This is a genomic window from Leclercia pneumoniae, from assembly GCF_017348915.1.
In the GTDB taxonomy this organism is placed as follows: Bacteria; Pseudomonadota; Gammaproteobacteria; order Enterobacterales; family Enterobacteriaceae; genus Enterobacter; species Enterobacter pneumoniae.
This window is the reverse complement of the sequence record NZ_CP071383.1, coordinates 2,385,275-2,407,401: the sequence shown is the minus strand read 5'-3', so window position 1 is coordinate 2,407,401 and position 22,127 is coordinate 2,385,275. Positions and strand designations below refer to the sequence as shown.

The window sequence follows — 22,127 nt, the reverse complement described above, 5'->3', positions numbered from 1 at the left end:
ATCCTGCTGACCCCGCTGGCGAGATTTGCTTTTGCATGCTAATAAAGTTGCGTAACGAATTATATCAGGTAGAGTGTGCGCTTTCGTCATTCTGGCAATAGATTTGCTTGACATTCGACCTAAACTTCGTCGTGCAGTCACGTTGATGCGAGAAAAAGCCCGTTAACTCAACCGCCTGGAGAAAGACGCGTTGTCGTCCGGAAACCGCAGGGGGTTGATATCCACCGGGGATGTCGCAATATAAATGGCTCGTCGCCAGTGGAAGGTGAAATTACGTGCGACGTATTCCTGGAAGAAACAAATTAGGTAAAGGTGATTATGGGTAAAGCTCTCGTTATCGTTGAGTCCCCGGCAAAAGCCAAAACGATCAATAAGTATCTGGGTAGTGACTACGTGGTTAAGTCCAGCGTCGGTCATATCCGCGATTTGCCGACCAGTGGCTCAGCCAGTAAAAAGAGCGCAGACTCTACCTCCACCAAAGGGGCTAAAAAGCCTAAAAAGGATGAACGTAGTGCGCTCGTCAACCGCATGGGGGTCGATCCCTGGCATGACTGGCAGGCACAATATGAAGTGCTGCCAGGAAAAGAGAAAGTTGTCAACGAGCTGAAACAGCTGGCTGAAAAAGCAGACCACATCTATCTCGCAACCGACCTTGACCGCGAAGGGGAGGCCATTGCATGGCACCTGCGGGAGATCATCGGTGGCGACGAGACACGCTATAGCCGTGTCGTATTTAACGAAATTACCAAGAATGCGATTCGTCAGGCGTTTGAAAAGCCGGGCGAACTGAATATCGATCGTGTAAATGCGCAACAGGCTCGTCGTTTTATGGACCGCGTTGTGGGTTACATGGTCTCTCCGCTGCTGTGGAAAAAAATTGCCCGTGGGCTGTCCGCCGGACGTGTTCAGTCAGTAGCGGTACGCCTGGTCGTAGAGCGCGAGCGTGAGATTAAAGCATTCGTCCCGGAAGAGTTCTGGGATATCAATGCCAACGTTACTACCCCGGCTGGCGATGAACTGCCGCTGGAAGTCACGCATCAGAACGACAAGCCGTTTCGTCCGGAAAACCGCGACCAGACCATGGCTGCCGTGGCGCTGCTGGAAAAAGCACGTTACGACGTGGTGGAGCGTGAAGACAAACCGACCTCCAGCAAGCCTGGCGCACCATTTATCACCTCCACCCTGCAGCAGGCGGCAAGTACCCGTCTGGGCTTCGGCGTGAAGAAAACCATGATGATGGCGCAGCGTCTGTATGAAGCAGGCTACATCACCTATATGCGTACTGACTCGACGAACCTCAGTCAGGATGCTGTGAGCATGGTGCGGGATTACATCAGCGATAACTTCGGTAAGAAATATCTGCCGGAGAGTGCGAACCAGTATGCGAGCAAAGAAAACTCTCAGGAAGCGCACGAAGCGATTCGTCCTTCTGATGTAGCCGTCTCCGCTGAATCGCTGAAAGATATGGAAGCGGACGCGCAGAAACTTTATCAACTGATCTGGCGTCAGTTTGTTGCCTGCCAGATGAACCCGGCCCAGTACGACTCCACAACCTTGACCGTTGCTGCGGGTGATTTCCGCCTGAAAGCGCGCGGACGCATTCTGCGCTTCGACGGCTGGACTAAAGTGATGCCTGCGCTGCGTAAAGGTGATGAAGACCGCACCCTGCCGGCAGTGAATAAGGGCGACACACTCTCGCTGGTTGAATTAACCCCGGCTCAGCACTTTACTAAGCCGCCGGCACGTTTTAGCGAAGCGTCACTGGTTAAAGAGTTAGAAAAACGCGGTATTGGTCGTCCGTCGACTTACGCGTCAATCATCTCCACCATCCAGGACCGCGGCTATGTACGCGTTGAGAGTCGTCGTTTCTACGCCGAGAAGATGGGAGAAATTGTCACCGACCGTCTGGAAGACAACTTCCGCGAGCTAATGAACTACGACTTTACCGCCCAGATGGAAGATCGTCTCGATCAGGTGGCGAACCATCAGGCGGAATGGAAGAAGGTGCTCGATAGCTTCTTCAGCGACTTCACCCTTCAGCTGGATAAAGCGGAAAAGGCGCCGGAAGAGGGCGGCATGCAGCCGAACCAGATGGTGCTGACCAGCATCGATTGCCCGACCTGTGGCCGCAAAATGGGTATCCGTACTGCGACCACCGGTGTCTTCCTGGGCTGCTCCGGTTACGCGCTGACGCCGAAAGAGCGTTGCAAAACCACCATTAACCTGGTGCCAGAGAACGAAGTTCTTAACGTACTGGAAGGTGATGACGCAGAGACCAACGCGTTGCGCGCCAAACGTCGTTGCCAGAAATGTGGCACGGCGATGGACAGCTACCTGATCGATCCGAAACGCAAATTGCACGTTTGTGGTAATAACCCAACCTGCGATGGATACGAGATCGAAGAGGGCGAGTTCCGTATCAAAGGCTATGACGGCCCGATTGTAGAGTGCGAAAAATGTGGTTCTGAAATGCACCTGAAAATGGGGCGTTTTGGCAAATACATGGCTTGTACAAACGACGAGTGTAAAAATACGCGTAAGATTCTGCGTAACGGTGAAGTGGCGCCGCCGAAAGAAGATCCGGTTCCGCTGCCTGAACTGCCATGCGAAAAATCGGACGCTTACTTTGTACTGCGCGACGGTGCTGCAGGGGTCTTCCTGGCGGCTAACACCTTCCCGAAATCTCGCGAAACCCGCGCGCCATTAGTGGAAGAGCTGTACCGCTTCCGCGACCGCTTGCCGGAAAAACTGCGTTATCTGGCTGATGCGCCGCAGCAGGATCCAGAAGGGAACAAGACCGTGGTCCGCTTTAGCCGTAAAACGAAACAGCAGTATGTTGCAGCGGAAAAAGAGGGCAAAGCCACTGGCTGGTCTGCATTCTTCGTTGACGGTAAATGGGTTGAAGGTAAGAAATAACCTTTACATACCGTAACTTACCTGTAAAAGGGCCGGATCTCCGGCCCTTTTTTATTACATTCTTATTATTTTTAGTTCCGTACTATACAGTGATGATATAAATGATATAGTGGTTATAGTTAACCCCTTTCTTATTATCAAATCGTCTTAAGCGATTGCCCGTGTGCGTTAAATCGGATGGTCTGGCATGAAACTACAACAGCTTCGCTATATTGTTGAGGTCGTTAATCACAACCTCAATGTCTCTTCGACCGCAGAAGGTCTTTATACCTCCCAGCCCGGTATCAGCAAGCAGGTGCGTATGCTTGAAGATGAGCTGGGCATCCAAATCTTTGCCCGTAGCGGTAAACACCTGACGCAGGTTACCCCCGCCGGACAGGAAATTATTCGTATTGCCCGCGAAGTACTATCCAAAGTGGATGCCATCAAATCCGTGGCGGGCGAACACACCTGGCCTGATAAAGGTTCGCTCTATATTGCGACGACCCACACCCAGGCGCGTTATGCGCTGCCAGGCGTTATTAAGGGTTTCATTGAGCGTTATCCGCGCGTATCACTGCATATGCACCAGGGGTCGCCTACGCAAATTGCTGAGGCGGTATCGAAAGGCAATGCAGACTTTGCGATTGCTACGGAGGCCCTGCACCTGTACGACGATCTGGTCATGCTGCCATGCTATCACTGGAACCGCTCTATCGTAGTAACTCCGGATCACCCCTTAGCGGCGAAAAGCTCCGTCTCTATTGAGGAACTGGCCCAGTACCCGCTGGTGACCTACACCTTTGGCTTTACCGGACGCTCAGAGCTGGATACCGCATTTAATCGTGCCGGGCTGACGCCGCGTATCGTCTTTACCGCCACTGATGCCGACGTCATTAAAACTTACGTTCGTCTGGGGCTTGGGGTAGGGGTGATTGCCAGTATGGCGGTCGATCCCGTCTCCGATCCGGATTTAGTCCGTCTGGATGCGCAGGGCGTATTTAGCCACAGTACGACCAAAATCGGTTTCCGTCGAAGCACCTTCTTGCGCAGTTACATGTATGATTTCATTCAACGTTTCGCGCCTCATTTGACGCGCGATGTGGTGGATACCGCCGTCGCGTTACGCTCGAATGAAGATATCGAAGCGATGTTTAAAGATATTAAACTTCCGGAAAAATAATCACATCCGGTATCTTTCCCCTGCGGAAAGATACCGTCTTTAATGGCTTAACCTAAATTAGAATTATCATCATCTTCGTTTAACCCGCCCAATTTCTCCCTTCGCCAGACTAAACTGTCGCAAATTTGCGACAAAAGTAGAAAATATTATCCCGCTTCGCAAATTCTTCGTTTCAATTATTTATTTCCGGTCAAAAGATTAACTATTTAATGGCTTAGGATTCGTAAATTCACTGGATTTTCGTCTAAAGTTCTTTTAGGATTTATCTCAACCATGATTACTTATGCCGATTGTTTGGTATCGAAATGATAAGCGAAATCGATTGCAAGAGGATAGCAATGCCATCAGGAAGTGAAGAACCGCAAAGGGACCCGCAGCTCAAGCGTAAAGCCTGGCTGGCCGTATTCCTTGGCTCAGCACTGTTTTGGGTGGTCGTTGCGCTCCTCGTCTGGCACTTTTGGGGTTAACTATGGCTGTTCAGGAGCGGTTTGAAACCATCAAGCTAATGTGTCAGCACCGTGACACAGCGCGCGACACGCGTAAACCTGAAAAGGCTAACGTGCCGGCTTCTTGGAAGCTGTCGCCGCAGCAGAAAGCTTTTATTGACGCGTTCGCAGAAGACGAACCGAAAAAACAATAATTTAGTTTTTGCCGCTCCGCGTAATTGTCCAATTACTCGCCGCGCTTTTGTACTCATTAATAAATACACATCAGCAATATTACTGAGTAAAACCTCAACCCTTACGAATAAATATATGACTGGTGTCGCAATGATGAATAATATGCGCAGTATCAAATACTGGTCCTGGATGGGCGCGTTTTCACTGTCGATCCTTTTCTGGTGCCAGCTAATCTGGATGACAATCAACTGATTGCTTAAAAACCCCGCCTGTGTGCGGGGTTTTTTATGCGTCTTTATTCAGATTTATCCCGCTAATTTATCAATTTGGGTTGTTATCAAAACGTTACGTTCTCTTTGTGTTATCTTTAATTACAGCCCTGATAACTGTCAGGACATCGCAATCCCTGTAATTAAGGAGGAGCTTATGTCGTTAACCCTACGCGAAGCCAGTAAGGACACATTGCAGGCTGAGAATAAAACTTACCATTACTACAGTCTGCCGCTGGCTGCCAGGGAACTTGGGGATATTGCGCGTCTACCCAAGTCGTTAAAAGTGTTGCTGGAAAACCTGCTGCGCTGGCAGGACGAAACTTCCGTCACGCTTGAAGATATTCGCGCGCTCGCCGGCTGGTTGAAAACCGCCCATGCTGACCGGGAGATCGCCTACCGCCCCGCCAGGGTTTTAATGCAGGACTTTACGGGCGTGCCTGCTGTTGTTGACCTGGCCGCCATGCGTGAAGCCGTTAAACGCCTGGGCGGTGATACCGCAAAAGTGAATCCTCTCTCCCCCGTTGACCTTGTTATCGACCACTCCGTTACCGTTGACCACTTTGGTGACGACGATGCCTTTGAAGAGAACGTGCGTCTGGAAATGGAGCGCAACCACGAGCGCTACGTCTTCCTGAAGTGGGGACAACAGGCATTTAGCCGCTTCAGTGTCGTACCGCCCGGAACGGGGATTTGCCATCAGGTGAACCTTGAATATCTGGGCAGAGCGGTCTGGAGCGAACTTCAGGATAAAGAGTGGGTGGCCTATCCGGACACGCTGGTTGGCACGGACTCGCATACCACCATGATCAACGGCCTTGGGGTATTGGGGTGGGGCGTCGGCGGTATCGAAGCCGAAGCGGCGATGCTTGGTCAACCGGTATCAATGCTTATTCCTGATGTGGTCGGTTTCAAACTGACCGGCAAACTCAGTGAGGGCATCACCGCCACTGACCTTGTATTGACCGTCACCCAGATGCTGCGTAAGCACGGGGTAGTGGGCAAATTCGTCGAATTTTACGGGGACGGACTGGATTCTCTTCCGCTGGCGGACCGCGCCACCATCGCCAATATGGCGCCAGAATATGGCGCAACCTGCGGCTTCTTCCCTATCGATGGCGTCACCCTCGACTATATGCGTCTGAGTGGCCGCAGCGAGGAGCAGGTGGCACTGGTAGAAGCCTATGCCAAGGCGCAAGGTATGTGGCGTAATGCGGGAGATGAGCCCGTCTTCACCAGTACGCTGGCGCTGGACATGGGCAGCGTAGAGGCGAGCCTGGCCGGACCAAAACGCCCTCAGGATCGTGTTGCCCTGGGGGATGTACCGAAAGCCTTTGCCGCCAGCACCGAGCTTGAGGTCAATACGGCGCAGAAAGATCGCCGTCCCGTCGATTATTCCATGAACGGCCACGCCTACCAGCTGCCGGACGGCGCGGTGGCTATCGCGGCGATCACCTCCTGTACCAATACCTCCAACCCCAGCGTGCTGATGGCCGCCGGGCTGCTGGCGAAAAAAGCCGTCACGCTGGGCCTGAAGCGTCAGCCTTGGGTCAAAGCCTCGCTGGCACCGGGTTCGAAAGTGGTATCAGATTACCTGGCGCAGGCCCGACTTACCCCATACCTCGATGAGCTGGGCTTTAACCTGGTGGGATACGGTTGTACGACCTGTATCGGCAACTCGGGGCCGCTGCCGGAGCCTATCGAACAGGCGATTAAGCAGGGTGACCTCACCGTTGGTGCGGTGCTGTCGGGCAATCGTAACTTTGAAGGTCGTATTCATCCCCTGATAAAAACGAACTGGCTGGCTTCGCCGCCGCTGGTGGTGGCTTACGCGCTGGCGGGGAACATGAATATCAACCTGGCAACCGATCCGCTGGGGCATGACCGCAAAGGCGACCCGGTCTACCTGAAAGATATCTGGCCATCGGCGCAGGAGATATCTCGCGCGGTTGAGCAGGTCTCAACCGATATGTTCCGCAAAGAGTATGCCGAAGTCTTTGAAGGCACGCCCGAGTGGAAAAATATCGAAGTGGCACGCTCAGATACTTATAGCTGGCAGAGCGACTCAACCTATATTCGTCTCTCCCCATTCTTTGACGATATGGGTACCGAGCCAAAACCGCTGGAGGATATCCACGGGGCACGGATCCTGGCAATGCTGGGGGACTCGGTGACCACGGACCATATCTCCCCAGCGGGCAGCATTAAGGCCGACAGCCCGGCAGGACGTTACCTGCAAAGCCGCGGTGTAGAGCGTCGTGATTTTAACTCCTACGGTTCACGCAGGGGTAACCACGAAGTGATGATGCGCGGTACCTTTGCTAATATTCGCATTCGTAATGAGATGGTTCCGGGCGTAGAGGGGGGCATGACCCGTCACCTGCCGGGCAGCGAGGTGGTGTCGATCTACGATGCGGCCATGGCCTATCAGCAGGAAGGCACGCCGCTGGCGGTTATCGCCGGGAAAGAGTATGGCTCTGGCTCCAGCCGTGACTGGGCGGCGAAAGGGCCACGTCTGTTAGGCGTGCGGGTGGTGATTGCCGAGTCGTTCGAGCGTATCCACCGTTCAAACCTGATTGGGATGGGCATCTTGCCGCTGGAGTTCCCGCAGGGCGAATCACGGAAAACGCTGGGGCTGACGGGTGAGGAGAAGATCGATATTCGCGATCTTCAAAATCTGAAACCGGGTGCGACCGTGCCAGTTACGCTGACGCGTGCCGACGGCAAAACGGAAGTGCTGGAATGCCGCTGCCGTATTGATACCGCAACCGAGTTAACCTACTACCAGAACGACGGCATCCTGCATTACGTCATTCGAAACATGCTTAACTAACGCAAAAAAATGCCCGGCAGCGATGGCCGGGCATTCATTTTTATCGCGTTTATTCGCCGAGGAGATGGCCCATCTTGGCGGCTTTCGTATCCAGATAATGGGCGTTTTTCGGGTTACGTCCGACGATCAGCGGTACGCGCTCCACGATATTGATGCCCGCTTCGCTCAGAATTTCGACCTTACGTGGGTTGTTGGTCAACAGACGCACTTCGTCTACGCCCAGCAGCTTAAACATATCCGCGCACAGCGTAAAATCACGCTCATCGGCCGCGAAGCCCAGTTGATGGTTCGCTTCGACGGTATCGTAACCCTGATCCTGCAGTGCATAGGCCCGTATTTTATTCAGCAGGCCAATGTTACGTCCTTCCTGGCGGTGATACATCAGTATACCGCGCCCCTCTTCAGCAATATGCGAGAGGGCAGCTTCGAGCTGGAACCCGCAGTCACAACGCAGGCTAAACAACGCGTCGCCCGTCAGACATTCAGAGTGCACGCGTGCCAGTACCGGCGTCTGACCGGAAATGTCTCCGTAGACTAACGCAACATGATCCTGCCCGGTTGCCAGTTCTTCGAAACCCACCATCAGGAAATCGCCCCAGGGGGTAGGCAGTTTGGCTTCTGCCACACGTTTAAGCTGCATGTGATTCTCCAGAAATGTGCCTGTTCGGCTCTCTTTATCTGCTTATTTTGCCACAAGCTGCGCAGGTTCACCTAATCCACGCCCGCTATACGAACGTTAAACGCACAATCCGACATTTTTACCTGTCGATGAATTTTCGGTTATGATTGTTGGGCTTACCGATAAAAGGAGTCGACATGCTTTCAATTGCCCGCCGTACGGCGGTAGGAGCAGGGATATTGCTCATTATGCCCGCCGCCGTCTGGATCTCCGGCTGGCAGTGGCAGCCAGGAGGCAGCAGCGCCTGGTTGAAAACCCTGTTCTGGGTAACCGAAACCGTCACCCAACCCTGGGGCATTATTACCCATACGCTACTCTGCCTCTGGTTCTTATGGTGTCTGCGCTTTCGTCTACGTGCCGCCATCATGCTGTTTGCCATTCTCGGGGGATCGATTGCCGTGGGGCAGGGGGTGAAATCCTGGGTTAAAGAACGTGCGCAAGAACCGCGTCCTTATGTAGTCTGGCTCGAAAAAGAGCACCAGGTGCCGGTAAACGACTTCTACAATTTAAAGCGTAAGGCGCGCGGTGAACTGGTGAAAGAGCAGTTGGCCGAGCAGACGGATATTCCGAAATTCTTACGCAAGCACTGGCAAAAAGAGACGGGTTTTGCCTTTCCTTCGGGCCACACCATGTTTGCCGCCAGTTGGGCGTTGCTGGGCGTTGGGCTGTTATGGCCACGCCGGCGCACCATCACCATCGTCGTTCTGCTGGCCTGGGCCACGGGGGTGATGGGCAGCCGTCTGCTCCTGGGAATGCACTGGCCGGTCGATCTGATCGTCGCTACGCTTATATCATGGCTGCTGGTGACGCTTGCCACCTGGATTGCTGAGCGAGTCTGTGGACCGCTGATGCCGCCGAAAGAAGAAGAGCGAGAAATCGCCACCCGGGACGCGGAAAGCTGACCGCGGTTGAAAATCGCGATTTAACCCGCAGATCCTAATCTGGCGCGCGACTTTTTCCGTTTCGCGTCAGCCCTTAAAATGATAGGTTATAAGGCTGATTGCGGTATGTTGAACACACTTTATTCGCTCAAACCACATAACGGGAAGTAATGTGAAATATTTACTCATTTTCTTACTGGTATTGGCGATTTTTGTCATTTCCGTCACATTAGGTTCGCAAAACGATCAACAGGTAACTTTCAATTATCTGCTGGCGCAGGGCGAGTATCGAATTTCAAGTCTGCTGGCGGTGCTTTTTGCAGCAGGCTTTGCGATCGGCTGGCTAATTTGCGGGCTGTTCTGGCTTAAAGTACGCGTCTCGTTGGCCCGTGCTGAACGAAAAATTAAACGTCTTGAATATCAGATCGCGCCCACGGCCGACGTTCCGGTAACTTCAGGTGTGCCGGTCGCGAAGGAATAATCGAAGATGCTGGAGTTGTTGTTTCTGCTTTTGCCTGTCGCCGCAGCCTATGGCTGGTATATGGGCCGCAGAAGTGCGCAACAGACAAAACAGGATGAAGCCAACCGCCTGTCACGTGACTATGTGGCAGGGGTTAACTTCCTGCTGAGCAATCAACAGGATAAAGCGGTAGACCTGTTCCTTGAGATGTTGAAAGAAGATACCGGCACCGTTGAGGCTCACCTCACCCTCGGTAACCTCTTCCGCTCCCGCGGAGAAGTTGACCGTGCAATTCGTATTCACCAGACCTTAATGGAGAGCGCGTCGTTAACCTACGACCAGCGCCTGCTTGCCGTTCAACAGCTTGGTCGTGACTACATGGCCGCCGGGCTTTATGACCGCGCGGAAGATATGTTCAACCAACTGGTGGACGAAACCGATTTCCGTATCAGCACCCTGCAGCAGTTATTGCAAATTTACCAGGCCACCAGTGACTGGCAAAAAGCGATTGAGGTGGCTGAACGGCTGGTGAAATTGGGTAAAGATAAACAGCGCGGCGAAATTGCCCATTTCTACTGCGAGCTTGCGCTGCAGCAGATGGGCAGCGAGGACATGGATCGCGCTATTGCGTTGCTGAAAAAAGGCGCCGCGGCGGATCGTAATAGCGCGCGTATCTCCATCATGCTCGGCCGGGTGTTTATGGCCAAAGGCGAATATAACAAAGCCGTGGAGAGCTTGCTGCGCGTCATTGATCAAGATAAAGAGTTAGTTAGCGAAACCTTAGAGATGCTGCAAACCTGCTATCAGCAGTTGGGCAAACCCGAGGAGTGGGTCGCTTTCCTGCGCCGCTGCGTGGAAGAGAACACCGGGGCCAGCGCCGAGCTGATGCTGGCAGATGTCATCGAACAGCATGAAGGTAGCGACACTGCGCAGCTCTATATAAACCGTCAGCTACAGCGCCATCCAACCATGCGCGTATTTCATAAACTGATGGACTATCACCTTCATGATGCCGAAGAGGGGCGCGCCAAAGAGAGTCTGATGGTGCTGCGCGACATGGTGGGTCAACAGGTACGCAGCAAGCCGCGTTTTCGCTGTCAGAAGTGTGGTTTTACGGCCTATACCCTTTACTGGCACTGTCCGTCGTGCCGGGCATGGAATACCATTAAGCCGATTCGCGGGCTGGATGGGCAATAATTTTTAAAAAATCTCACTTTAGTTACAACATACTATTGGTGATTCATCTGCGGCCCTTTGACTCCGTGCGGCCTGTAGCCTGACAGGATTTAAATGCTTTCTGTTAATTTTTAGCACTCACAGGTAGAATGCTCGCCGTTTATCTATCCCGCGCCGGTGCGGCGCCCATCGACGAGAAGGCCAGGTCATGACGTCTTTAGCTTCATCATCTTCCCGCGTAGTTACATCCTCTCCTGTTGTTGTCGCCCTTGATTACAACAATCGTGATAACGCTTTGGCTTTTGTTGATCGCATCGACCCACGCGACTGCCGTCTGAAAGTGGGTAAAGAGATGTTTACGCTGTTCGGGCCGCAAATCGTCCGTGACCTGCAGCAGCGCGGGTTTGAAATCTTCCTCGACCTTAAATTTCACGACATTCCTAACACCACCGCGCATGCCGTAGCGGCAGCTGCAGATCTGGGTGTATGGATGGTAAACGTTCACGCCTCCGGCGGTGCACGAATGATGACAGCAGCGCGCGAAGCGCTGATACCGTTTGGCAACGATGCCCCGCTCTTAATTGCGGTTACCGTGCTCACCAGCATGGAAGCCAGCGACTTGCTCGAGCTGGGCATTACGCTCACGCCAGCGGAGCACGCAGAACGTCTGGCACGCCTGACCCAAAATTCTGGCCTCGATGGCGTGGTCTGTTCCGCTCAGGAAGCGGTTCGCTTTAAGAGCGAGCTGGGTCAGTCCTTCAAGCTGGTGACGCCAGGGATTCGTCCGGTGGGCAGCGATGCGGGCGATCAGCGTCGTATCATGACGCCGGAACAGGCGCAGACTGCCGGCGTAGACTATATGGTTATTGGGCGTCCGGTGACCCAGTCTGCCGATCCGGCGCAAACCCTGCGTGCCATCAACGCATCACTGAATAAGGGGGCGTAATGCGCGATACAAACAGTCGTCTGGTCTACTCAACTGAAACCGGGCGTATCGATGAACCCAAATCTTCCCCAGAACGACCGAAAGGGGACGGTATTGTGCGTATTCAGCGCCAGACCAGCGGGCGGAAAGGGAAGGGCGTATGTCTGGTTACCGGTATTGATGCCGACGATGCTACGCTGGTGCAGATAGCCGCGGAATTAAAAAAGAAATGTGGCTGCGGCGGCGCAGTAAAAGATGGCGTAATAGAAATCCAGGGGGATAAACGCGATCTTATTAAATCGCTGCTGGAAGCCAAAGGGATGAAAGTCAAACTGGCAGGTGGTTAAAAAAGGAAAAAATAAGCCACGGCATTGGCCGTGGCATTAAATTCAATAGCGTGAAGCTGACTAACTTAATTAATCTACCTGGTGGCCGATAATACCGCCGACTGCTGCACCACCTAAGGTACCCAGCGTGCTGCCATCGGTCAGGACTGAACCACCGATAGCACCAGCACCCGCGCCGATAGCGGTGTTACGATCGCGTTTGGACCAGTTGGAACATGCGCTCAAAGACATTGCCAGAGTCACTGCCACCACGGCGGCAGTTAATTTCTTGCTGGTAAGTAAAGACATAATACGTTCTCCTGAATTATTGATTCATGGAACACATAATCAATCTAAGTATAGCTTATTTACATACTCAGTTGCCGTTATCCATGAAACCTTGTCGCGCAGGCGTTACAAAATCACGCAGGTGATAGTTACTTCCTGTTATATCGCTAACATTAATTTTACGTCTTAATCATTCAGCAGACAGGTAAATAGTCTTAAAGAAATGGTCGGAATAGTCTCATACAACGCGAGGGGATAATTCGCCCGAATAATCGGGCGAAGAGGAGGGAGGTCATTCAGGTTTTTTTACGATATCGACGATGAGTCCGTCACGTTCTAATTGCTGCTGATGCTCCGCTTTAAGGCCGTTATCCGTAATGACCCGGCTGAAGCGCGAGATGGGGCCCATCATATAAGGGTGAACAGCACCAAACTTGGAGCTATCGGTCAGTACGACCGCTTCGCCGCCTTTCTCCAGCACCGCGTTGACGACATCGGAACGCATCATGTCACGCCCGGTAAAGCCGGTCTCAGGCTGCCAGCCATCGATGCCGATAAAGGCTTTACTGAAATGCACCTGCTGAACATATTGCCGCGTCAGCGGGCCAACCATGCTTTCGCTCTTCTTCTGATAGATACCGCCCAGCAGGATCACTTCGCAGCGCGTCTCCTTAAGCAGATGGGCGATATAGCTGCTGACGGTGACGATAGTCACCTCTTTCTGCTCTGCCAGCGTCCGGGCGAGCAGGGCATTGCTACTGCCATTCTCAATGAAGACCGTTTCGCCGTTGTTCACCAGTGAGGCGGCAAACTCCGCCAGTTCACGCTTCAGGGCATAGTTATTCATCATCCGCGTTTCAACATCTTCACTGTCGAGCGGAACCGCGTAGCCGTGCGCGCGACGCAGATAACTCATTTTTTCAAGCAGGTTGAGATCCTGGCGGATGGTCACTTCCGACACGCCGGTTGTTTTCGCCAGCTCGACGACGCTGACGCGCCCTCTGTCGATCACCATCTGCAGAATTTGTTGTTGTCGGGAATTCATAGCATCCATATCAAAACGGTAAGCACCGTTGGTTAATGGTTAAAACAGAGATAACTCACTAAGGAGCACGCATGAGGTCGTGAATACCTCACACCTCCCATGGCGCTTTCGGCTGAGGGGCATCGGAAGCGGGTTCGCTCCCCGCCTGGGTCAGTAATTCGCTTTTTAAAATCTCGAGATTACGAATAGCAGAGTGATAATCGCCTGCGACCAGGATATCCAGCACGGTATCAATACGTTGAGCCACTTTCAGTGCATTGATATCAGACATAATCTCATCCTTAAATGAAAAGTGAATAAATTCAATGATGCAGAAAATGAGGGCAAAAGAGAAGGGAAAATGTGTTCTCACCAAATGACATAAATGATAGTGATATTTTTAACGCTCAACATGATGGGTACTTTAGCAGTGGATTAGTCTAACTCTGCGCGCAACGCGCTTTTTTCCAAGAGGAAATAGACTATGACTATTATCAATCAGGTGACCTGTAAACTCTTTACTGATACGGAACGATTCACGCAGTTGGCGGGATATTACGAGGAGGAGAGACGTACCGTCTGGATGATGCTGCGCGCTCAGCCGCGACCCTGTTTTAATCATGCGCTGATCGAAGAGATCATGAATATGTCATGGCTGGTGCGGCAATCGGGCTTTATCGTCGACTTTTGGGTGACCGGCTCGCTGGTACCGGATATGTACAATGCAGGAGGTGATTTACGTTTCTTCGTGGAGTGTATCCAGCATGGCCGACGCGAAGCCTTACGCGCTTACGCTCGCGCCTGCGTGGATTGTGTCCATGCGGCCTCAAGGGGCTTTGATACCGGGGCGATTTCCCTCTCGATGGTCGAAGGGAGCGCGCTGGGTGGAGGCTTTGAGGCGGCGCTGGCCCATCACTTTCTGCTGGCCCAGCGAGATGTGCGCTTAGGGTTCCCGGAGATCGCCTTCAACCTCTTTCCGGGGATGGGCGGCTACTCGCTGGTTGCGCGTCGTTCCGGCATGAAACTGGCCGAAGAGCTGATTTACAAAGGGGAATCACACACGGCGGAGTGGTACCAGCAGCATGGACTGGTGGACGTGCTTTTTGAGCCGGGGCAAGGCTATGTGGCGACACGGACCTTTATTGATACCCTGCAGCCCAAAATGAATGGTGTTCGGGCGATGTTGCGGGCCCGGCAGCGCGTGATGCAGTTACCCCGTAGCGAACTGATGGATATCACTGAGGACTGGGTAGATGCCGCATTCTGCCTGCAACCGAAAGATATCGCCTATATGGAACGGCTGGTTCAGCTGCAGGATCGTCACACCGCTTCCGGATTGCGTAAAGCGAGCTAGCGGGCATTGCGTGACTGGTAGCGTTTAAACCAACGCTCGAAGGCAGTCGCGGGCATAGGTTTAGCAAAATGAAATCCCTGTCGTTCATTGACGCCATTCTTTGTCAGAAAGGCGTCTTCTTTCGCACTCTCCACCCCTTCAGCGATCACCTGCAGATTCAGGGCCTGCGCCACGGCCACAATGGCACGCACCAGCGATTGAGAGACGGACTGTTTATGAATATCCCGCACAAAGGCCTGGTCGAGCTTGATAGCGTCAATGGGAAAACGCGCCAGCTGAGAGAGGGATGAGTATCCAGTACCAAAGTCATCCAGATGAATTTGCGATCCCAGCTTGCTGAATTGTTGGATCACTGACAACGCCAGCTCTTCATTCTCAATCAGGCAACTTTCGGTGAGTTCTACATCAATCGGACAGTATTCGAAATTCAAATCTTTCAGGGCCTGTTTCAGATCGCTGAAAATGGTCTGATCCGCGAGCTGCCGCGCTGAGACGTTAACCGCCACCCGTAAGTTGATTCCCTTATCACGCCACTTGGCCACCTGGCGCACCACATCGAGCATCACCCAGCGCCCGAGAGGCACAATGAGCCCGGACTCTTCCGCGTAGGAGATAAACTCCATGGGAGGGATCAGCCCGCGTTCGGGCGATTGCCAACGCACCAGCGCCTCCAGGCTCCGGACTTCTCCGCGCCAGGTAATCTTGGGCTGGTAGTGGATCACTAACTGGTCATTATCGAGCGCTTTACGCAGGTTGGTATCCAGCCACAGGTACTCAAATACGCGCTGATTCATCTCTGGTGAGAAGACCGTAAATTTACCGCGGCCACTCTCTTTGGCGGTGTACATCGCTGTATCGGCGTTACGGATCACGCTCTCGCGATCGGTGCCGTGCTGAGGCGCAAGGGAAATACCCAGTGAGCAACCCGTGTAGACTTCGATGAGACCGATGCGAAAGGGCTGCCGCAGGCGGGTTAAAATGCGTGAGGCCATCGCCTCCAGCGAGCTTTGGGAGGTGTCAGTCGCCAGAACAATAAACTCATCCCCACCCAGGCGCGCAAGAACCTGCCCCTCTTCAAGGCAGCTCAAAATCGCCAGCGCGACGGCCTGTAGGAGCTGATCGCCAAACATGTGCCCGTAGGCATCGTTCACCTTTTTGAAATTATCCAGGTCGAGATAGACCACGCCCACCTGACCCTCTCCGCGCTGCGCAATAGCATCGCTGATCATTTCATGGATGGCGTTTCGGTTAGGCAGGCCCGTAATGGTATCGGTATTCGCCAGCACGCGCAGTCGTTCCTGGGCGCGGCGCTCCTCCGTAATATCCGTGCCTGAGCAGATCAAGAAGATCTCATTTTTTCCGCTACCGCTATGGACGAATTTATTACGAAAGAGAAACAGGCGCTGACCTTTGCGGGTCTTGATCCAGCGTTCCACCTCATAGGAGCTGCCGTTACGAAAAAAACCGCTGATATTACGCCGGGAGGCAGCCGCTTCGCTGCGACTCATAAAGAGTTTAAAGACGTTCTGGCCGATGACTTCCTGCTCTTTCAGGCCGGTATACTCTTCGCTCAGACGATTGAAACGCTGAATATTGCCGTGTCGGTCGAGAATGACAATCACGGAGTTGGCTTCAGAAACCACCTGCTCGGCAAAAGAGAGCCCCTGGGCCAGATCCCGCGCAACGGAAGGGGTGTCATTCCAGGCAGAGGCGGTGCCAGCCCACTCTTTTTTATTGATTTTACGGCCAACCAGATGCACCGGGACGTCGGTGCCATAGAGCGAAAGTGTCATGGTAATGCTGGAGGTAATAACGGTCATCTCGCGAATGCTGTCGGCCTGTTCATCCGTCAGGGCGACCACCTGCGTGGTATCGGAACTCTCGCTGGCAGCAAGATGGAGCGCGTTACTGTCGGCTGTCAGGCGCCACCAGGGACTGAGGGTGCCCATATAACGAAACAGCAAATTTTGCTCCAGATCGTCAATCATGTTCTCTCCCGGGCCCGCTTAATAGCGCTCACAATGCGCATTTTCATTCGCGTACACCACCAGTTCCGAAAGGTATTCACGAGATGAAATTATTGTTTTTTCCCTGTTTTCTTATATTAGAACGAGAATAATGAAAAGGGGTAAAAGTGAATGAAAATTCTACAATATCGTGATGCTACCGCACCGAAGCTATAGATAATTGTGATCGCTTTTGGCGGATTGTGGGGGAAAAGAGCGAGGAAAAGTGATGAATGCGAGGTTTAACGCAGAATAAAAAATGTCGGCTGCCCTGAAAGAGGTGCAGCCGACATTTCAGCAGGTTATTAGACCGCAGGGCGGGCGATAATGCTGCGGGTTTCCATACGGACTTCCGCAATGGTGACATCGATCACTTCGGTGACCTTATACACCGTTTCGCCTTTGATCTGCACTGTGCCATTTTCCTGGCTACAGACCAACTCGTCGCGAACGGCGTGCAGGAATGGTGCAGGGATAAACGCCACCGCACCATTGTCCACCAGACGTACGCGCATGCCGCCACGGCTGACATCGATAATTTCGGCCGGGAAACGCGTCTCCGTTCCGGCTTTATCGTTGAGGAAGCGGGCATACAGCCAGTCACCGACATCGCGCTCGGCCATGCGGTTCAGGCGGCGGCGCTCGGCCATCTGCAGGGTGGTCTCATCGCCGGGACGGGCAATGGTTTCGCCTTTGATGATAGCCTTCAGCAGACGATGGTTCACCATGTCGCCATACTTACGAATAGGTGAGGTCCAGGTCGCGTAGGCTTCCAGGCCAAGGCCAAAGTGGGGACCGGGCTCGGTGCTGATTTCCGCGAATGACTGGAAGCGACGAATACGGCTGTCGAGGAAGCCGGTCGGCTGGGCATCCAGCTCACGACGCAATTTGCAGAAACCTTCGAGGGTTAGCACCTCTTGCGGATCAACATGCACATCGTGGGTTTTGAGCAGAGCCGCCAGCGCTTCGGTGTTGGCCGGGTCGAAACCGGTATGGACGTTGTAGATGCCAAAACCAAGTTTGTCGCGCAATACGCGGGCTGCACAGATGTTGGCCGCAATCATTGACTCTTCAACGATACGGTTAGCAATGCGGCGCGGTTCTGCCACGATATCCAGCACTTCGCCTTTATCGCCCAGAATAAAGCGATAGTCTGGTCGATCTTTAAAGACCAGCGCATGAGTCTGACGCCATTCGCTACGGCGTTGGCATACGCGGTGCAGCAGACGAATCTGGTCGGCAATGGCGTCGTTTTCAGGCTGCCAGCTACCGCTATTTTCCAGCCAGTCTGAGACGTTGTCATACACCAGCTTCGCTTTCGATTCGATGGTTGCCGCGAAGAAGGTGATGTCATCTTCGATGGTGCCATCCGTCGCGATGGTCATACGACAAGCCAGCACCGGGCGAACTTCCATGGCGCGCAGAGAGCACAGGTCATCAGAGAGTTCACGCGGCAACATTGGGATATTAAAGCCCGGCAGATAGTTGGTGAACGCACGGATTTTGGCCGCGTCATCCAGCTTGCTCCCCTCGGCAACCCAGGCGGTAGGGTCGGCGATAGCCACCGTCAGCGCCAGTTTGCCATCGGCACGCTCTTCGACGTACAGCGCATCGTCCATATCTTCGGTGCTGGCGCTATCAATGGTGACAAAGTTCAGGGCAGTCAGATCCTGACGCTCCAGACCTTCATCCAGCATCTCCGTCGCCACGCCGTTTGGCGCCTCTTTTTCAAGATTATGGCGCGCCAGGGTTACCCACCATGGCACGAAGTGGTCGTCGCCGAAGGTGATAAAGTGGGTCAGTTCAGCATAGAAGGAGCGATCGCCTTTCAGCGGATGGCGGCGCATTTCAGCAACGGCCCAGTCGCCTTCTTTGAAATCGTGTTCAACGCCCCGTGCGGCACGGCACTGAATGGCATCTTTTAACAGGGGATGGTCCGGCGTAATAGAAAGACGGTCGTCTTTTCTCTGAACCTTACCAACGAAACGGGTCAGGAACGGCTCGATCAACTCTTCCGGCTCGGCGGATTCGCGTTCCTTTTCGGTATGAATCACAGCGACGATACGGTCGCCGTGCATCACTTTCTTCATCTGCGGAGGCGGGATGAAGTAGCTTTTCTGCGCATCGACTTCGAGGAAGCCAAAGCCTTTTTCCGTGGCTTTTACAACCCCTTCAGTGCGGGGCGTCTGAGAATGAAGCTGCTGTTTTAGCTGCGCAAGCAGCGGGTTGTCCTGAAGCATAGTGTCTATTTTCGTAGCCAATGAGCGGCTGACAGTTTTACGCGATTCTTAGGTCTTCAGCAAGCGCTCTTTCGGTAAAAAGAAGGGTTATTCGACCTTACGTAGCGCGATCTTCAGGCGGTTTAGCCAGCCACAAAATGCGCTCCAGGCGAGCAGGTTGATCGCCCGGGTTGCGGTAACGTCCTCCCGGATAAGCGGGGCGAATTGCGCAGCGCTAAAGCGGTCTGGCGAGCAGCTCAGCAGTTCGACTGCGGTGACTGCGGCGGGGCAGGTCGATACGGTCTCTACTCCGCTTGTCAGGATCTGACCGGTGCGTTCCAGCAGCGCCGGCTCATGGCATAGCACCGGTGCCAGGTGTTGTAACGCGGGCTGGTTTTGCCAGCGGGCCAGGGACTCCAGCTGTTGTGCGCTGGCGTCGGGAAGCGCCACCACCGGCAGAATCGCCTGCCAGTCGCTCAGCTGCGCCTCCTCAATCAGCGGTTGCGACGAACCAGGGTGGCCTGGCAACCAGCGTACCGGGTGGCCCAGCATCGCCTGAAACGCAGCGACGACGCGCGCCTGGAAGCCAACAAAGCCGATAATCTGGTTAATCACTATCACGTCATAGGTGGTTAAACCCACTTCATCCAGTTGCTGCTGGGCTTTGGTGTCGATGACATCGGGCGAGCTGGCAAGCTGGCGGGCGTACTGGGTAATCTCGGCAAGGCGGCGGTTACTTTCACGCGAGGAGTCCGGGCCGGGGAGTGGGGCGAGAAGGGCTGCGTAGTGATTGCATAAACGTTGCACGCCACAGACCTGAGCGACCGTCAGGGCGGTGCTCAGGCGGTCATATGCGCTCAGGGTTCGTAATCGCGATACCGGTACCCGCAGAGGGAACAGCAAGCTACAGAGCTCCCGCGCAGGCGCCAGCCAGCCTTCATGCGCGGACAGGGTCTCTTCAGAAAGGGCTAAATCGAGCAAAAAACGGTCGTCGACGTAAGCGGCTTCAGGCACCAGGGGCAGAACATCAGCCGGACAGTGATTAGACTGGGTTTCGTGATACCAGTGGCCTTTACCAGAAAGACGGCGTTGTTCCATGGGCGTTCCTTGATCTCAAAATGGCGATCAATATCCTGGCGTAACCCATACGGAGGGAAAAATATTGTTAAGTGATAACAAATAGCAGAACGGTATATAAGGTCGGGGTGATGCGAGGGAGAAGGGAGGGAAGCACCCGGCAGCGTGCGCCGCCGGGTAACAGGACAAGCTTATTTGATTTCCAGCTCGTTCATTGCTGCGATGTTGAAACCGCCATCAACGTGAACCACTTCGCCGGAGATACCTGCAGAGAGGTCAGAGCAGAGGAAGGCCGCAGAGTTACCCACGTCTTCAATGGTAACGGTACGACGAATCGGGGTAACCGCTTCGCAGTGCGCCAGCATTTTACGGAAATCTTTGATACCGGAGGCAGCCAGCGTACGGATTGGACCCGCAGAGATGCCGTTAACACGCACGCCTTCAGGACCCATTGCGTTCGCCATGTAGCGTACGTTCGCTTCCAGAGAGGCTTTAGCCAGACCCATAACGTTGTAGTTAGGGATTGCACGCTCTGCGCCCAGATAAGAGAGGGTCAGCAGGGCAGCGCCTGGATTCAGCATAGTGCGGCAGGATTTCGCCATCGCCACGAAGCTGTAGGAGCTGATGTCGTGTGCGATTTTAAAGCCTTCACGGGTTACGGCATTGACGTAGTCGCCGTCCAGCTGATCGCCCGGTGCGAAACCGATAGAGTGCACGAAGCCGTCAAATTTCGGCCATGCTTTTGCCAGCTCAGCGAACATGCCATCGATGCTTTCATCTTGAGCAACGTCACATTCCAGAACGATGCTGGACCCCAGCTGCGCGGCAAACTCTTCCACACGGCCTTTCAGCTTCTCGTTCTGGTAGGTGAACGCCAGCTCAGCGCCTTCACGGTGCATAGCCTGTGCGATACCGTATGCGATGGACAGTTTGCTGGCAACGCCAGTGACCAGAATGCGCTTACCGGAAAGAAAACCCATAGCTCTTAATCCTTATATTCATTGTTGTGGCGATCGTCATCATTTGTGGGCGACCGTCGTTAAAACGCGGCGATAATAGCATGTGTCGCGAAGTTAGTTAATCCGACCACTCAAACAGGGAGGAATCACCTGTCTTTTCGCCACGCATCGGCGGTTAAAGCTTCGCCAAAATGCCCGGCTATCAACCGTTTTGTCAGGTCATGCAGCGGAGAAGCAAGCACCGACGCCGTGCTACCACGCTCAACCACGGTGCCCTCGTGCATCACCAGTACCTGATCGCTGATATGTTTCATCATGCCCAGATGTTGGGTCACATAAATATAGGCGATCCCCTGTTTCTCCTGTAACTCCAGCATCAGATTAATCAGTTGGGAACGCATCGACATATCCAGCGAGGCCAATGCTTCATCGGCAACGATCACCTTCGGGCGGAGGATCAGGGCGCGGGCGAGGCCCAGACGCTGTTTCTGCCCCGGTGCCAGCATGTGTGGATAATAGCTCACATGATCCGGTAACAGACCCACCATACGCAGGGTGTCGATAATTTGCTTGCGCCGCGCTTCGGCACTGAGATTGGTATTCAGACGTAGCGGAAAATCCAGAATTTGCGAAATGCGCTGGCGCGGGTTGAGCGAGGTCGACGGATCCTGAAAAATCATGCGGATGCGCTGGCTACGGAAAGAGTAGTCGCCAAACTTCAGCAGATGATCGTCAATCAGGATCTCACCGTCGGTGGGTTCAATCATTCCGGCCAACATTTTTGCCAGCGTCGATTTACCCGAACCGTTCTCCCCAATAATCGCCAGCGTCTGCTTTTCACGCAGCGCGAAACTCAGCGGCTTGACTGCCTCAACGTTCTGGCGGTGGAATAAACCGGTGCGATAGCGAAAGGTTTTACTGAGATTGCGCACTTCCAGCAGTGTGTCGACCAT

General features: G+C 53.7%; 21 protein-coding genes. 12 read left to right on the top strand and 9 right to left on the bottom strand.

Translation table 11 applies throughout. The features are described from left to right. The first annotated feature begins 318 nt into the window (after positions 1-318). From topA to acnA, 6 genes are all read left to right on the top strand, one after another. Positions 319-2,916, top strand: a complete 2,598-nt coding sequence (gene topA / locus JZ655_RS11590; RefSeq protein WP_040075361.1) for a type I DNA topoisomerase — start codon at positions 319-321, stop codon at positions 2,914-2,916. 187 nt (positions 2,917-3,103) lie between these two features. Then, complete coding sequence (gene cysB / locus JZ655_RS11585) at positions 3,104-4,078, top strand: HTH-type transcriptional regulator CysB (protein ID WP_040075362.1); 975 nt, start codon at positions 3,104-3,106, stop codon at positions 4,076-4,078. Between the two features lie 305 nt (positions 4,079-4,383). Beyond that, positions 4,384-4,545 (top strand): YmiA family putative membrane protein, encoded by a 162-nt coding sequence (locus JZ655_RS11580; RefSeq protein ID WP_080346611.1) that lies wholly within the window; start codon positions 4,384-4,386, stop codon positions 4,543-4,545. Between the two features lie 2 nt (positions 4,546-4,547). After that, on the top strand, positions 4,548-4,718 hold the full coding sequence (locus tag JZ655_RS11575) for a hypothetical protein (protein WP_207291848.1): 171 nt from the start codon (positions 4,548-4,550) through the stop codon (positions 4,716-4,718). Between the two features lie 133 nt (positions 4,719-4,851). Beyond that, on the top strand, positions 4,852-4,950 hold the full coding sequence (ymiC, locus tag JZ655_RS21395) for a small membrane protein YmiC (protein WP_327061775.1): 99 nt from the start codon (positions 4,852-4,854) through the stop codon (positions 4,948-4,950). Positions 4,951-5,124: 174 nt separating this feature from the next. Then, entirely contained in the window at positions 5,125-7,800 is a 2,676-nt protein-coding gene (acnA, locus tag JZ655_RS11570) for an aconitate hydratase AcnA (RefSeq protein WP_207291847.1), read from the top strand. Positions 7,801-7,849: 49 nt separating this feature from the next. On the opposite strand, the gene ribA is transcribed toward acnA, so the two are convergent. Continuing rightward, positions 7,850-8,440 (bottom strand): GTP cyclohydrolase II, encoded by a 591-nt coding sequence (ribA, locus tag JZ655_RS11565; protein ID WP_040075365.1) that lies wholly within the window; start codon positions 8,438-8,440, stop codon positions 7,850-7,852. A gap of 176 nt (positions 8,441-8,616) precedes the next feature. Here ribA and pgpB point away from each other — a divergent pair, with 176 nt between their 5' ends. The 5 genes from pgpB (at position 8,617) to yciH (ending at position 12,268) form a co-directional block, all read left to right on the top strand. Next, on the top strand, positions 8,617-9,381 hold the full coding sequence (gene pgpB, locus JZ655_RS11560) for a phosphatidylglycerophosphatase B (protein WP_207291846.1): 765 nt from the start codon (positions 8,617-8,619) through the stop codon (positions 9,379-9,381). Between the two features lie 151 nt (positions 9,382-9,532). Further along, positions 9,533-9,841, top strand: coding sequence for a LapA family protein (locus JZ655_RS11555; RefSeq protein WP_207291845.1), 309 nt, complete (start codon positions 9,533-9,535; stop codon positions 9,839-9,841). A gap of 6 nt (positions 9,842-9,847) precedes the next feature. Beyond that, a complete protein-coding gene (lapB, locus tag JZ655_RS11550) occupies positions 9,848-11,017 on the top strand; it encodes a lipopolysaccharide assembly protein LapB (RefSeq protein ID WP_207291844.1) in 1,170 nt (389 codons plus the stop codon). Between the two features lie 187 nt (positions 11,018-11,204). Beyond that, on the top strand, positions 11,205-11,942 hold the full coding sequence (pyrF, locus tag JZ655_RS11545) for an orotidine-5'-phosphate decarboxylase (RefSeq protein WP_207291843.1): 738 nt from the start codon (positions 11,205-11,207) through the stop codon (positions 11,940-11,942). Beyond that, on the top strand, positions 11,942-12,268 hold the full coding sequence (gene yciH / locus JZ655_RS11540) for a stress response translation initiation inhibitor YciH (protein WP_046885220.1): 327 nt from the start codon (positions 11,942-11,944) through the stop codon (positions 12,266-12,268). The genes pyrF and yciH overlap by 1 nt, the downstream gene beginning before the upstream one ends. Positions 12,269-12,337: 69 nt before the next feature. Here the strand turns inward: yciH and osmB are convergent, their stop codons facing one another. The 3 genes from osmB to JZ655_RS11525 form a co-directional block, all read right to left on the bottom strand. Beyond that, positions 12,338-12,556: an osmotically-inducible lipoprotein OsmB gene (gene osmB / locus JZ655_RS11535; RefSeq protein ID WP_040075373.1), complete on the bottom strand. Its 219-nt coding sequence runs from the start codon at positions 12,554-12,556 to the stop codon at positions 12,338-12,340. Between the two features lie 271 nt (positions 12,557-12,827). Next, positions 12,828-13,580 (bottom strand): DNA-binding transcriptional regulator YciT, encoded by a 753-nt coding sequence (yciT, locus tag JZ655_RS11530; protein ID WP_207291842.1) that lies wholly within the window; start codon positions 13,578-13,580, stop codon positions 12,828-12,830. 88 nt (positions 13,581-13,668) lie between these two features. Beyond that, on the bottom strand, positions 13,669-13,851 hold the full coding sequence (locus JZ655_RS11525) for a YciZ family protein (protein ID WP_040075375.1): 183 nt from the start codon (positions 13,849-13,851) through the stop codon (positions 13,669-13,671). Between the two features lie 192 nt (positions 13,852-14,043). Here JZ655_RS11525 and JZ655_RS11520 point away from each other — a divergent pair, with 192 nt between their 5' ends. After that, on the top strand, positions 14,044-14,913 hold the full coding sequence (locus JZ655_RS11520) for a crotonase/enoyl-CoA hydratase family protein (protein ID WP_207291841.1): 870 nt from the start codon (positions 14,044-14,046) through the stop codon (positions 14,911-14,913). On the opposite strand, the gene pdeR is transcribed toward JZ655_RS11520, so the two are convergent. From pdeR to sapF, 5 genes are all read right to left on the bottom strand, one after another. Continuing rightward, positions 14,910-16,901, bottom strand: coding sequence for a cyclic di-GMP phosphodiesterase (pdeR, locus tag JZ655_RS11515; protein ID WP_046885223.1), 1,992 nt, complete (start codon positions 16,899-16,901; stop codon positions 14,910-14,912). The two genes, JZ655_RS11520 and pdeR, sit on opposite strands and share 4 nt — an antisense overlap. A gap of 323 nt (positions 16,902-17,224) precedes the next feature. After that, the gene (locus tag JZ655_RS11510) at positions 17,225-19,159 is read right to left on the bottom strand and encodes an exoribonuclease II (protein ID WP_046885224.1); all 1,935 of its coding nucleotides are present in this window, start codon (positions 19,157-19,159) and stop codon (positions 17,225-17,227) included. Between the two features lie 87 nt (positions 19,160-19,246). Further along, positions 19,247-20,236, bottom strand: a complete 990-nt coding sequence (locus tag JZ655_RS11505; RefSeq protein ID WP_207291840.1) for a CMD domain-containing protein — start codon at positions 20,234-20,236, stop codon at positions 19,247-19,249. A 170-nt stretch (positions 20,237-20,406) separates the two neighbouring features. Further along, on the bottom strand, positions 20,407-21,195 hold the full coding sequence (fabI, locus tag JZ655_RS11500; protein WP_040075380.1) for an enoyl-ACP reductase FabI: 789 nt from the start codon (positions 21,193-21,195) through the stop codon (positions 20,407-20,409). A gap of 125 nt (positions 21,196-21,320) precedes the next feature. Beyond that, a complete protein-coding gene (gene sapF, locus JZ655_RS11495) occupies positions 21,321-22,127 on the bottom strand; it encodes a putrescine export ABC transporter ATP-binding protein SapF (protein WP_207291839.1) in 807 nt (268 codons plus the stop codon).